We start from the raw sequence: 12699 nt of genomic DNA on the forward strand, positions 1-12699 counted from the left end.
CCAATACATTGTATAGATATACCAATTAGCGAATATTTGCTGCTTCCAAGATTTGTGCTTGAAGTAATATTAACGAGTTCCCACCCGTCTAGACCTAATTGGTTTAGTTTGGTTTGAAATTCACCATTTAACATTTCTTTTTCAACTAGTGCAGTAATTACTTTATATTCAAATTTTTCCATCGGTTTCTTACCTTTCCTAAATAAATTCATTGGTTTACCAAAAAATAATTTTTAGAGCAAATCCAACAATTGCAATTCCAACAACCCCGACAACAATTAATATTACAAGTGGGAGCCAAACAACAACTGAAAGAATCCAAAATGGTAAAGATAGCGCAATACCTAGAATAGATATAATTAAACCAAATAACCAAAATAACATGGGGATACCTCATTTCTTCTTCATGATTTAAGTTTAATGGTTTGGTAGGTTGCATACTACATATAGCGCTTTACATGGTAGAAACTTTTGGTTGCATTCCAGGTTAAATGGGTTCAAAATAGTGAAACATGATATAATAGAACGCGGTGATAAAATGTTAAAAACAAGTAAACGGATACAAAAAGAAATGATGAAAAAGAAGAATAGTAAGTATTTTTATATCTTATTAGTCTTATTCATAGGATTTGTGCTTTATGAAGATAGTCTTCAATTGAATACATTAGAATCTAGCCAAGTAGTACTTACGAAATGTGTTGATGGTGATACTGCTCACTTTGAAATTAATGGTATTGATGAGACAGTTCGCTTCTTAGCTATTGATACACCAGAACTTGAAGTGAAGGGTAAAAGCCCAGAACCGTATGCAAATGAAGCGGCCAATTATACATGCAAAGCATTAAAAGAAGCGACATCAATTAAATTAGAATATGAAGAAGAAAAATACGATAAATATGATCGCCGACTTGCATGGGTATTTGTCGATGATGAGTTACTACAAGAAAAGATAGTTGAAGAAGGATTTGCCAAGGTTCGGTATTTGTATGATGATTATAAATATACAAAAGTTGTTGAAGATGCAGAGAAAATAGCACAACAAGAGAAAAAAGGTGTTTGGAGTATTGAGAACATCAATAAATAAGATGCAAAAAGTAGGAGGGGAATTATGGAAAAGGTTGGCTTGATTTTAGAAGGTGGGGGAATGCGAGGTATTTTTACGACTGGCGTTCTTGATTGTTTTCTTGATCATGGAATAGAATTTCCAGAAGTTATTGGTGTATCTGCAGGTGCATGTCATGCATGCAGTTTTGTATCAAAACAAAGAGGAAGAGCTAAATCAATAAGTATAGATTATATTGATGATAAACGTTATTGTAGTATTTATAGCTTAGTAACTACAGGCGATATGTTTGGTACTAAGTTTGTTTATGATGAAATACCAAATATCTTGAATCCATTTGATCATGATACTTATAATAAAAGTAATACGAAGGTTTATGCAGTAGTAACTAACTTAGTGACTGGCGAACCAGAATATCATCATTTGGATGATATGGAATATAAAATTAATAACCTAAGAGCTTCTGCTTCATTACCATTTGTATCAAGAGTTGTTAAAATCGAGGGTAAAGACTATCTTGATGGGGGTTTAACAGATTCAATTCCTGTTAAGAAAATTGAAGAAGATGGTTATTTGAGAAATGTAATTGTCTTAACTCAGCCACGAGGATATCGAAAAACTGAGAATAAAATGGCTCCATTAGCAAAAATAATGTATGCAAAATATCCGAAGTTAAGTAACGTTATGAAAAATAGGCATATTCGCTATAATGAAACTGTTGAGTATATTGAACAACAAGAAGATAAAGGCAATATTTTCGTAATTCAACCATCAGAAAAACTAATTATTGGAAGAATAGAAAAAGACAAAGAAAAACTTCAGGTAGTTTATGATGCTGGATATCAATGTGCTCAAAACAAAATTGAAGAATTAAAGAAGTTCATGGCAAATAAGTAGAGATGTCTAATCTAGACATTTCTTTTTTTTGAGTTAAACTTAAATCACGAGGATAAATTATGGCAAGCGAAAAGAAACGAATTCTATTTTTATTTCATATTTTATCAATGCAAAACGGATACGTTCGTTCTTTTGAACTTGCAGAACATGCGGGTGTTACTGAAAGAACAATTAAAAATGATATAAAAGAGTTAAGGGATTTTAGTAGGGCGTCAGGTGCTGAACTTCATGCGCAAAAAGGAAAAGGTTATTACTTAGAAGTAATTGATAATGAGATATACAAACAAGTAAAAAAACAAATGACAATACAATTCATGTATAAAAATAATGACAATCTTATACAACAATCAAGGACAAATGATATTTTAAGAAGAATTGTGGTTGAAACAGAGTACTTAACAATTGATGATATAGCAGATGAATTATACTTAACCAAAAGTTCAATTAAAGAAGAAATGCACGAAGTGAATGAGATATTAAAGTCATTTAATATGGCATTTCGAAGAAAGAATGAACCAGGTTATTTAATTAAGGGAAATGAATTTCACAGAAGAATGTTAATGCTTTCTTTATTTGAAGTGCATTATCATGAAGCTATTCCAATTTATAAAAGTAATGATTTTACATCGAATTTCTACAGAGAAGATCAAGAACGATATGATATACGACATATATTCTTGCAAGTATTAAGAGAAGAAAGAAGCTATATAACTGATGAAAATGGACTAAGTAGATATTTGTGTCTTATGAGTTCACGGTATAACGATGGATGTAAGATAGAGTTTAAGAAGGAAGATTTAATATGGATTCAATCATTTCGACAATATAAAGTCGCGAGAAAAGTAATTGATTGCTTAAAAGCAAAATTCAAAGACTTTGATGTTGATGAAAATGAAATTACTGCACTGGCGTTGATTTTCTTATATTACGATAATATCCCTAAAGAGGTTAATCTAAAAAAAGAGTATAAGATTGTTTACGATGAAGCATTAGATTACATAAATGATTTCATAGAGTTGATAAAAGATGAATATGCAATTGATATTCAACAAATAAATGATTATCAAAGAATTCTAGTCTCAGCGACAATTCCTTTGATTATCCAAAAAAGATTCAAGTCTACTGCATATATGATTTATAACTTTAATACATTTGATCGACATATTAAAAACAGTATATTTAGTATTAATTTGGGATTAGATTATGCAAATCTATTTCACAAAAGATTTAAAATGAATTTATCATTAACCAATATGTTTAATATTTCAAACTCAATTCGAGTCATTCTTTCTAAGATTAATTTTACATTTAAACCACTAAGAGCAATGGTAACAACGCAAAGTGGATTTGAAGCATCGTATTATTTAAGAGATATAATTAAAGGGCGTTTTAAGCGTTATTTTGAAAAGTTAGATGTCTATGAATTTTATGATATGCGCAGAATCAACAAGGAAGAGTATGATTACGTTATACTGAGTCTACCTTATTTCACCTATAAATATGATTGGCCATGTCTAGTTATCAATGATATACCAACACAACAACAATTAAATGATATTTACAATCAAGTAGTATTAAAAGGAGTTCAATTAAACAAAATAACGGATGAAATGAATTTGAATAGGATATGTATTTATCATGATTTTGAATTTGATAATGCAGAATCTTTTATTAAATTAATTAGTTTTAAAATAGCTAATTCTTCAGATTCAATTGAACTTATAGAAAAGGAATTAAGAGAATTACAAGATATATGTTGTTATAGAAAAATGTGTATTTTATTTGTTAAAGAAAAATACACAAGTAATCAAATGTTTGATTTATATCATTTGAAACAGCCAAAAATGTGGAAGTGCAAAGAAATAACAGACATTATTGTCGTTAGTATAGACTTTAAATTTAATTTAGAAATTGTTCGATTTGTTAATGACTTACTGTATGAAATATTTAATAACACGGAGTTAGCTGGATTGATCATTGATAAGAGCAGTAAAGAAACATTAATTGAAATCGTGAGAGAGAGTCTAAAAGCGCTACCAATTTCACTTGACTAAGGGAAAATTATGATGATTTCCCTTTTTTTATGAAAAAATCCATATAGTTAATGAGAATAGGTGAAGCTATAGTATGTGTATAAATGAAAACGCTAACAAGAAAAGGGGGGTGAAACTAATGTTGAAGATTTTCTTAGCATCACATGGTTGTATGGCGAGTGGAGTAAAGAGTTCACTGGATGTTCTACTGGGTGCATCTAAAAATGTTACGGTTTTTGATGCTTATGTAAATCAAGACACAGTACAAGAACACCTTGATACTTTCTATGAAGGAATTCAAGATGATGACGAAGTTCTACTGTTGTCTGATTTATATGGAGGAAGTGTTAATCAAGTCATGTTTATGTATCTGGAAAAGCCAAACACACGATTAGTTGCAGGAATTAACTTGGCATTGGTACTGGAAGTTGTGAACAAAGAAACACTAAGCAATGAAGAGTTGGATGAGATTGTTGAAATGAGTCGTCAAGTGTTGGTGGTTGTAAAACAAGATGAAATTGAAGAACAAGGTGATTTCTTCTAGGAAAGAGGATTTAAATTATGATTAAAATGATTAGATTAGATGAAAGAATGATTCATGGACAAGTTGCGATTAAATGGTCAAGACACATAGGGGTTGATCGAATTATTGTAGCAAATGATGATGCAGCAGCAAATCCAATTATCCAAAAATCTTTGATGATGGCAGCGCCAACAACTGCAAAAGTCGCAATTAAAAGTGTTGTGGATTCGATTACTTTATTAAAGGATCCACGCGCAAATGATTTAAAGATTTTAGTGATTGTAAGTAATCCAGAAGATTTGTTGAAGGTATTAGAAGAAGTTAATAATGTACCTTTAATCAATATTGGTAATTATGGAAGAATTGCTAAAAAACAAGGTGAAGCATTAAGAAAAACATACGGCTCAAATTTATATGCTTATGATTTTGAAGTAGAAGTGTTCAAGAAAATATTAAGTTATAAAATTGATACAGTTTATCAAACAACACCAGAAGATTCACCAGAAAAGTTAGAAAAAGTGTTAGCACTATAGCGTTAATTCATAAAAAAGAGGAGGAATGAATTATGGTATCAGCAGCATTTCAAATTTCTTTAGCATACTATATTATTGCGGTTTTAGATCCGTATATAGTATCTTGGCAATGTCTAAATAGACCAATCGTAGTTGCACCATTAGCAGGTTTAATTTTAGGTGATTTTAATACAGGTATTATTATGGGAGCTGCATTAGAATCAGTATTTATGGGTATTTCAGCAATTGGTGGATCGATTCCAGCGGATGCGACAACATCAAGTATTATTGCGGTTGCATTCACAATTTTAACAGGTGCAAATGTAGAAGCTGGATTAGCATTAGCATTACCGATTGGTACAGTAATGGCATCACTTGTCAACTTATTAACACCATTATTTGCATCAGTAGCAGCATATTGGGAAAAATTAGCTCTTGAATGCAAACCAAAGAAATTCTTAATTCAAAATTTATTGTTCTCATGTTTAACTTCACCATTAATTAATGCAGTGATTCTATTTGTAGCAGTTGCATATGGTGTGGAAGGATTAAGTGGGTTCTTATTATCTCTACCAGCATGGGTAATGACTGGATTGGGAGCAGCAAGTGGAATGATGTTGGCAGTAGGATTTGCAATCTTAACATCAATGATTTGGAACAAAGAAGTTGGTTGTTTCTTCTTCCTTGGATATGTATTTGTAAAATATTTAGCACTAGACACATTAGCAATCGCAATTATTGGTATAGTTATCGCAATTACGATGTTCTTTGGTGAAAAACGTACAATTGATTTAAAAAATTCATTAACAAATAACACAACGAATCAAGCAAATAATGAGGAGGACTTCTTCTAATGGAAAAGAAAATATTAAGCGCAGAGGAAAAGAAAGTACTTCGATCAATGTTCTTCCGTTCGCATCTTGTATTCTTATCATTCAATATGGTTAAAATGGAAGCAAATGGATTTACTGCAACAATGTCACCAGCTATTGAATCAATTTATAAAGATGATATGGAAGGTAAGAAAGAAGCTTATCTACGTCATCAAAACTTCTTTAATACACATGCAGTACCATTCTCATTTATTGCAGGTCTAGCTTATGCAATGGAAAAAGAACATAAAGAAAAGAATTCTATTGATGGACAAACAATCGACAGTATTAAAGCAGCATTGATGGGTCCAACAGCAGGTATGTTTGATAGTTTATTCTTCAATTGTTTGCGAATCATTGCAGCAGGTATTGGTATTGGGTTATGTGCACAAGGTAATATTTTAGGAACATTAATCTTTATCTTACTTTATGGAGTATCACAATCCGTTTTCAAATATTTCTTTGTTAATTGGGGATATACATATGGAACGACATTCATCGATTCTGTATTCTCTTCAGGATTAATGGGTGCACTTACGAAATCAGCATCAGTTCTTGGATTAATGATGGTGGGTGCGATGACAGCTCAAATGGTGAATGTTCCTTTAAACTGGACATTAAATGTGGGACAAACATCAGTGGTTGTTGCGGATGTAATTAACTCTATTTTCCCAGGATTACTTGGTGTCTTGTTGTTATTCTTATTAGTTAGTTTAATTAAGAAAGGTGCTCGACCAACTCAACTTATTATTGGAATATTCGTACTTGCACTATTGGGTGCTTTGATCGGAATATTTTAACTTAAAGCTACGGTTGCGTAGCTTTTTGTACTTGGAGGTAATATGAAAGATTTAATGATGCATTATGGTGTAACACTTGGAATTAGGTATACAAAGAAACAAAAGGATTTTTTTGTAAACCAACTTAAAGAAGAATTAAACAAGAATAGAATTGAATATCAAATTAAAACAAAAAAAGTATTAGGTAAAAGTATAAATAATATTTTAATAGGAAATATGCGTGATGCTGAAACAGTACTCGTGTGTGCTTATGATACACCCCGTCATTCTTGGAATCCAAAAACAAAATATTATCCTTTTAACGAAAAGAAAAACACAAAGCAAATCACGATTGATTTAATTCTTAAAACTTGTTTAGTGGTACTACTTTTACTCTTATCTTATTTACTTTATTTATTTGTTTTGGTGGAGTATTTCAGTTCGTCTATTTCAATTGTAATACTATTATCTTGTGTAATTATGTCTTTCGTTCTTGTTAAAGATAAGGCTAACAAAGTAAACTTTAATTTAAATAGCGCATCGCTTGCGTTAATTATGTCAATGATTGAGTATATAAAACACTATAATATTGCGATAGCGTTTGTTGATGAGGGTACTGAATCAATCGATGGCTTCAAATTTTTAAAAGAGACAATAAATGAGGCAAAGAAAATAATTATTTTAGATTGCTTGGCAAGTGGTGAACAATTGGTTTGTGCACATAGAAAAGGTGTGGATTGTTCGACTTTGTTGAATGGTGATTTAGATTTCATTGATAAAGTATATTCGGATGATACAAATAACCGCTTAGGGTTATTCAAAAATAGTATTCTTCTTTGTTCGGGTGAAATCGTAGATAAACAATTCATTTCGATGAATACTAAATCGAAAAAAGATATAAATGTTGATATGGAAAGATTAAGTAGAATTAGAACAGAGTTAATAAAGTTTGTAGGAGGTAAAAATGAAACTATTATTTCAAAGTGATGATTATGGATTTACAGATGCGATTACAGACGGCATCTTAAAAGGTATTAAAGAAGGAATTATAAGGAACACGGGATTATTTGTTAATATGCCTAGTAGTAAAAGGGCAGCTGAATTAATAAAAAATATCGAAGGAATTAGTGTAGGTATTGATATCAACTTTGTAGCGGGATATCCTGTTACAAAAGATCCAAACATGTTAACAACATTAATTAGAGAAGATGGTCATTTTATTTCTTCGGTTGAACAAATGAAAAAATTATCGAAACCAATTGATCAAAAAAATATTCTTCAAATGTTTGATGAAGATCCATATGATTATGAAGAAGTGTTAAATGAAACAGAAGCACAAGTTTTAAAATTCATTGAATTAATGGGAAGGAAACCAGCTTATATTCATCCTCATTCATTAGTTACTAAAAATACTGCGAATGCATTGATGAAAATTGCGGAGAAGTATGATATAGTTTTTTCAGGAAAAGCGATGCGCAATGATAAAATACACATGGTTCCTTGTGATTGGACGCCAAAGCCATTTTCAATTGAAAAACAATTTGAAACCAATGTTGAAGATAATTTATATAACGCATTAACCAATTGTTTGAATCATGAATATGCTTATTTCATATGCCATTGTGGTTATGTGGATAGTGATTTGTTGTCAGAATCAACTTATACAATCATCAGATGTAAAGATTTAGCAGCGGCAACATCTGATAAAATAAAAAATTTCATTAGAGATAATGAAATTGAATTAATCAACTATAATAAAATAAAGGAGATTTTAGGATGATTATTAAATCGAGTCGTATTTATTCAAGTAATGGTATTGTGGACGGATATATTTATATTGAGAATGGTAAGATATCCAACATTTCAGATGTATGTAATGGAGTTGTAGATAAAGATTATGGAAGTTTTCGTATAATTCCAGGCATTATTGATACGCATAACCACGGAACTATGGGTTATGGGTTAATGGCTGATAATGAAAATAGAGAAAAAATTGTAAGAGGCTATTTGAAGGGAGTTGCATCACAAGGTGTTACTGCATGCTTGCCGACTTCAACATTTGCATTGTTTGAAACAATTGCGGATGTAGCAAAAACTAAAATAGATGGAGCTAAACCAATAGGTATTCATTCTGAAGGACCTTACCTTAATCGAGTAGGTGAAAAAGGAATTGATACAGGGCACCCCAATATTGATTTAAAACATTGTCAAGATATGGTGGATAAAGCACAAGGTATGCTTAAACTTGTAGCAATTGCACCAGAATTACCAAACGCTAAAGAAGCTATAGAATTATTTAATAAGAATGGCGTACGTTGTGCTTTTGCACATAGTAATGCAATGTTTGATGAAACTATGGAATCATTCAAATGGGGAATTACGGTTACGACTCATACTGCAAATGTAATGGCTGGAATTCACCATCGTAATATGGGTGGTTTAGGTGCATGTTTATTAAATGATGATGTATATAATGAATTAATTGCGGATGGCCTCCATGTATCAAACGAAATGATGGAAATCATGTTAAGAGTAAAGAAAAATGCGTATGACAAAGTGTTGCTGGTATCTGATAATGTGCCGATGTCAGGAGCACCAATCGGACGTTATATTTTGGAAGGTATGTTTGAAGTAAATATTGATGATGATGGATATTGCTTAACTGATACAGGTAGATTATGTGGTTCAACACTTCCAGTAATTCGTGGTATTGAGAATTTGGTAACCAATATGAATATTCCGTTAGAAGATGCAATTAAAATGTCTTCAAAGAATCCTGCAATGGTATATGGTGCAGTGAACAAAGGAGAACTCTCGATTGGAAAAGATGCAGACTTCGTTGTAATTGATAATGATTTCAATGTTAAATACACTTATAGTGAAGGAGTATGTGTCTATGATTATGTTCAAGATAAAAACTTATTTTATGATGATTTCATGGAGAAATGCTTCCTAGTATGATGATTTTAGCCTCGGATTATGATGGGACACTAAAAATCAACAATGTTATAAGTGATAGTGATCGACAAGCTATTGAGCAATTTAGAAGTCAGGGTAATAAATTTGGTATTGTAACGGGTAGATCTATTGGGATGATACGAAATGAATTAAAGTTGATGCAGCTTAATTATGATTTTATTATTGGCGGTAATGGTGCAGTTATCGCGGATGAAAATGGACAGGTTATTCGCCAAAACAATATTGAATTAGAAGATGCTATGCAATTAATTAACTATGTTTGTCATGATAAAAACAATATGATTGGAGTTAGTAATGGTGTTGAGTTCGGTAATATTCAAGATGGATGTATTAACGAAGAACATAATACGAATGACTTGATTGAAACTGAGATGGTTAATGGATATGACATAATTTGCTCAAACAAGATTAATTCATTTTATTTTAAAGCGGAGACATTATATAAAACAAAACAGATGTATGAAGTATGCAAAGAAATGTTAAAAGGAAGAGTAAATTTTCATTTTAACAATGGAATAATTGATGCTACTGCATATGATATTGACAAGAAAACAGGAGTCTTAAAATTAAAAGAATTATTTGATGGAGACATCCATGTTATTGGAGATGGGTATAATGATTTGCCAATGATTGAATACTTTGGTGGCTATACACTAACACACGCTGATGAGGTGATTAAAGAAAAAGCATCGCAAGTATTTGATAATATTGCACAGTGTATTCAGACAATACAAATAAATAAAAAATAGAGATATGTCTCTATTTTTTTCGTAGAAGTAAATGAATATCTTCAACCATATTTTGATTGAATTGAGGATACTCAGTCTTAAATTCGTTAATGTAATTATTCATTTCTGCATAATATTTAGGATCGTGGCAATCAAGTCCATAGACACAAGTGTTGTTATATTTTTCTACAATTGCAAGGCTATTCTTATTTGGGTAAAAGAAGGAAGTACCATCAATGAAATTGTGTTTACCATAAGAGATTCCTTTTAAATTGATTTCAATAGGCATATTATGTTCTTTTGCCGTTTTGCATATACGCTCGATAGCCATTGTACATGCTGGACTCCATGAGTCTCTTGCTAACATAAAATAAGATGGGTGAGCAACATAACTAAAATAACCACTTTTAATTCCTTGGCAAACTAAATCAGAATAAGTAACTAACTCATCATCAGTAGCACTTTCACAAAAATCAGTTCCACATTGACTAGGGTAGTGTTGTCCAAGAATCAAATAATCCACTTTTGCTAAAAGTTCTTTATAATAATCATCAAATTCAGGGAAGTACTCACATTCAAATCCAGATAGTATTGTGATTTGATTCTTGTATTTCTCTTTTAATGAAGCAATTGAATCTAAATATTCGTTCATCTCATCGTAAGTCATTCGATCGTGATCAGGAATACGATTTCTAAAAGGAACATGGTCACTGAAACCTAAAAAGTGAAGACCACATTTAATAGCGGCTTGCACATATTCTTCATCGGTTCCAACTGCATGATGGCATCTTATGGTGTGACTGTGGATATTAAAGTTTTGCATATCTTCTTCCTCCATTATATCTAGCATAATATTAACATGAATAATTCAATAAAAAAATAAATAATGATTGAATAAACTATTCATCTAGTGATAAACTATATCTAATAATTTTTTTTTGAAAGGGGGATCAAAATGGAGAAAATTAACAAGATTACTGATGGCGTTATTTGGAAGCAAATTTTGATTTTTTTCTTTCCAATTCTATTAGGTTCATTCTTTCAACAATTATATAATACGGTGGATGCAATTATCGTAGGACAATATGTAGGAGCCAATGCATTAGCTGCTGTTGGTGGGTCTAGTGCACAAATAATCAACTGCTTAGTTGGTTTTTTCTTGGGGATGTCTTCAGGTGCAAGTATTATTATTTCAAGATATTATGGTGCAAAAAATAGAGAGATGACTTCTAAAGCAGTACACACTGCAATAGCGCTTGCCATTGCATTTGGTATACTTCTCATGTTCCTTGGTTATTTCTTTGCACCAACTGCCCTTAAGATGATGGGAGAGCCTATAGAAATATTTACGTTATCCTTGGATTACATTCGTATTTATTTCTTTGGATCAGTTTTTTCATTAACTTATAATATTGGTGCTAGCATTTTAAATGCAATTGGCGATTCTAAGAAACCTTTGTATTTCTTGATTTGTTCAACATTTGTGAATGTTGTTCTCGATATTCTGTTTGTTAGAGGATTTAATATGGGGGTTCAAGGTGTTGCGATAGCGACAATAACTTCTCAACTATGCAGTGCATGTTTGGTGTTATTCTCATTATCAAGAACAAAAGATATGCATCATTTTGATTTTAGAAAACTTAGATTTGATATGGATATATTAAGAAAAATTGTGTATATTGGTTTTCCAGCAGGAGTTCAATCCATGATGTATTCAATTTCTAATATCTTTATTCAAACGAGTATTAATTCCTTTGGAACGACAACCATCGCGGCATATACTGCGTATGGAAAAATTGATGGGTTATTCTGGATGATGATGAATGCATTTGGTATATCAGCGATGACTTTTGCGGCACAAAACTTTGGAGCTCATAAAATTGATCGAGTTAAGAAGTGTGTTAAAACATGTTTAATTATGGCATCAGTAGCGACCATCATTATGAGTGGATTATTGTATTTCTCTGCAGAATCATTCTATAGATTATTTACACAAAGCGATGAAGTTATCGTTATTGGATTAAGAATGTTGAGATTTTTAACGCCTATGTATATTACATGGGTAGGTATCGAAATATTATCAAGTGTTATTCGTGCTTCTGGAGATTCACTTGGACCATTAATTATTAGTGCAATTGGAATTTGTTTAGTTAGGGTATTGTGGGTATTCTTTGTAGTACCAAACTACCATGATATCATTGTCTTGATTGGATGTTATCCAGTGACGTGGGTCATTTGCACAATTGCATTTGCGATATATTATCGAAGAAAACAACTGAAGTGGTATTAAAGCCACTTTTTATTTTGTATAAT

15 protein-coding genes are annotated in these 12699 nt (G+C 31.4%); 12 read left to right on the forward strand and 3 right to left on the reverse strand.

The genetic code is table 11. The annotated features are described in order from the left end of the window. On the reverse strand, positions 1–212 hold a 212-nt coding region (locus RR643_RS02975), incomplete at its 3' end, for a DUF4177 domain-containing protein (protein ID WP_332472416.1). 4 nt (positions 213–216) lie between these two features. Next, positions 217–384, reverse strand: coding sequence for a hypothetical protein (locus RR643_RS02980; protein WP_332469548.1), 168 nt, complete (start codon positions 382–384; stop codon positions 217–219). Between the two features lie 154 nt (positions 385–538). Between RR643_RS02980 and RR643_RS02985 the strand changes: the two genes are divergently transcribed. The 11 genes from RR643_RS02985 (at position 539) to RR643_RS03035 (ending at position 10407) form a co-directional block, all read left to right on the forward strand. After that, positions 539–1084 carry a thermonuclease family protein gene (locus RR643_RS02985; RefSeq protein WP_332482285.1) on the forward strand — a complete coding sequence of 182 codons (546 nt, stop codon included), beginning with the start codon at positions 539–541 and terminating at the stop codon, positions 1082–1084. Positions 1085–1108: 24 nt separating this feature from the next. After that, a complete protein-coding gene (locus tag RR643_RS02990) occupies positions 1109–1960 on the forward strand; it encodes a patatin-like phospholipase family protein (RefSeq protein ID WP_332482286.1) in 852 nt (283 codons plus the stop codon). Between the two features lie 59 nt (positions 1961–2019). Next, complete coding sequence (locus RR643_RS02995) at positions 2020–4014, forward strand: BglG family transcription antiterminator (RefSeq protein ID WP_332482287.1); 1995 nt, start codon at positions 2020–2022, stop codon at positions 4012–4014. Between the two features lie 118 nt (positions 4015–4132). Next, positions 4133–4537 carry a PTS sugar transporter subunit IIA gene (locus RR643_RS03000; RefSeq protein WP_332469544.1) on the forward strand — a complete coding sequence of 135 codons (405 nt, stop codon included), beginning with the start codon at positions 4133–4135 and terminating at the stop codon, positions 4535–4537. 17 nt (positions 4538–4554) lie between these two features. Then, positions 4555–5049 carry a PTS system mannose/fructose/N-acetylgalactosamine-transporter subunit IIB gene (locus RR643_RS03005; RefSeq protein WP_332469543.1) on the forward strand — a complete coding sequence of 165 codons (495 nt, stop codon included), beginning with the start codon at positions 4555–4557 and terminating at the stop codon, positions 5047–5049. A 32-nt stretch (positions 5050–5081) separates the two neighbouring features. Next, on the forward strand, positions 5082–5882 hold the full coding sequence (locus RR643_RS03010; protein ID WP_332469542.1) for a PTS mannose/fructose/sorbose/N-acetylgalactosamine transporter subunit IIC: 801 nt from the start codon (positions 5082–5084) through the stop codon (positions 5880–5882). Beyond that, a complete protein-coding gene (locus tag RR643_RS03015) occupies positions 5882–6700 on the forward strand; it encodes a PTS system mannose/fructose/sorbose family transporter subunit IID (RefSeq protein WP_332469541.1) in 819 nt (272 codons plus the stop codon). Before RR643_RS03010 ends, RR643_RS03015 begins: the two co-directional genes overlap by 1 nt. 42 nt (positions 6701–6742) lie before the next feature. Beyond that, complete coding sequence (locus RR643_RS03020) at positions 6743–7666, forward strand: hypothetical protein (protein WP_332482288.1); 924 nt, start codon at positions 6743–6745, stop codon at positions 7664–7666. After that, positions 7644–8459, forward strand: a complete 816-nt coding sequence (locus tag RR643_RS03025; RefSeq protein ID WP_332482289.1) for a ChbG/HpnK family deacetylase — start codon at positions 7644–7646, stop codon at positions 8457–8459. The genes RR643_RS03020 and RR643_RS03025 overlap by 23 nt, the downstream gene beginning before the upstream one ends. Next, positions 8456–9640, forward strand: a complete 1185-nt coding sequence (locus tag RR643_RS03030) for an N-acetylglucosamine-6-phosphate deacetylase (protein WP_332482290.1) — start codon at positions 8456–8458, stop codon at positions 9638–9640. Before RR643_RS03025 ends, RR643_RS03030 begins: the two co-directional genes overlap by 4 nt. Beyond that, entirely contained in the window at positions 9637–10407 is a 771-nt protein-coding gene (locus RR643_RS03035) for an HAD-IIB family hydrolase (protein WP_332482291.1), read from the forward strand. The genes RR643_RS03030 and RR643_RS03035 overlap by 4 nt, the downstream gene beginning before the upstream one ends. 10 nt (positions 10408–10417) lie before the next feature. Here the strand turns inward: RR643_RS03035 and RR643_RS03040 are convergent, their stop codons facing one another. After that, positions 10418–11209, reverse strand: coding sequence for a histidinol-phosphatase (locus RR643_RS03040; protein WP_332482292.1), 792 nt, complete (start codon positions 11207–11209; stop codon positions 10418–10420). 132 nt (positions 11210–11341) lie between these two features. On the opposite strand from RR643_RS03040, the gene RR643_RS03045 reads away from it, so the two are divergent. Next, entirely contained in the window at positions 11342–12676 is a 1335-nt protein-coding gene (locus RR643_RS03045; protein ID WP_332469534.1) for an MATE family efflux transporter, read from the forward strand. Positions 12677–12699 lie beyond the last annotated feature (23 nt).

The sequence above is a fragment of the Anaerorhabdus sp. genome, from assembly GCF_036637135.1.
Classification (GTDB): domain Bacteria; phylum Bacillota_I; class Bacilli_A; order Erysipelotrichales; family Erysipelotrichaceae; genus Anaerorhabdus.

Coding starts and splice junctions, on each gene's coding strand:
- RR643_RS03015 (WP_332469541.1), top strand. CDS start 5,882: ATGGAAAAGAAAATATTAAGCGCAGAGGAAAAGAAAGTACTTCGATCA.
- RR643_RS03020 (WP_332482288.1), top strand. CDS start 6,743: ATGAAAGATTTAATGATGCATTATGGTGTAACACTTGGAATTAGGTAT.
- RR643_RS03035 (WP_332482291.1), top strand. CDS start 9,637: ATGATGATTTTAGCCTCGGATTATGATGGGACACTAAAAATCAACAAT.
- RR643_RS03025 (WP_332482289.1), top strand. CDS start 7,644: ATGAAACTATTATTTCAAAGTGATGATTATGGATTTACAGATGCGATT.
- RR643_RS02985 (WP_332482285.1), top strand. CDS start 539: ATGTTAAAAACAAGTAAACGGATACAAAAAGAAATGATGAAAAAGAAG.
- RR643_RS03010 (WP_332469542.1), top strand. CDS start 5,082: ATGGTATCAGCAGCATTTCAAATTTCTTTAGCATACTATATTATTGCG.
- RR643_RS03040 (WP_332482292.1), bottom strand. CDS start 11,209: ATGCAAAACTTTAATATCCACAGTCACACCATAAGATGCCATCATGCA.
- RR643_RS03000 (WP_332469544.1), top strand. CDS start 4,133: ATGTTGAAGATTTTCTTAGCATCACATGGTTGTATGGCGAGTGGAGTA.
- RR643_RS02995 (WP_332482287.1), top strand. CDS start 2,020: ATGGCAAGCGAAAAGAAACGAATTCTATTTTTATTTCATATTTTATCA.
- RR643_RS03045 (WP_332469534.1), top strand. CDS start 11,342: ATGGAGAAAATTAACAAGATTACTGATGGCGTTATTTGGAAGCAAATT.
- RR643_RS02990 (WP_332482286.1), top strand. CDS start 1,109: ATGGAAAAGGTTGGCTTGATTTTAGAAGGTGGGGGAATGCGAGGTATT.
- RR643_RS03005 (WP_332469543.1), top strand. CDS start 4,555: ATGATTAAAATGATTAGATTAGATGAAAGAATGATTCATGGACAAGTT.
- RR643_RS02980 (WP_332469548.1), bottom strand. CDS start 384: ATGTTATTTTGGTTATTTGGTTTAATTATATCTATTCTAGGTATTGCG.
- RR643_RS03030 (WP_332482290.1), top strand. CDS start 8,456: ATGATTATTAAATCGAGTCGTATTTATTCAAGTAATGGTATTGTGGAC.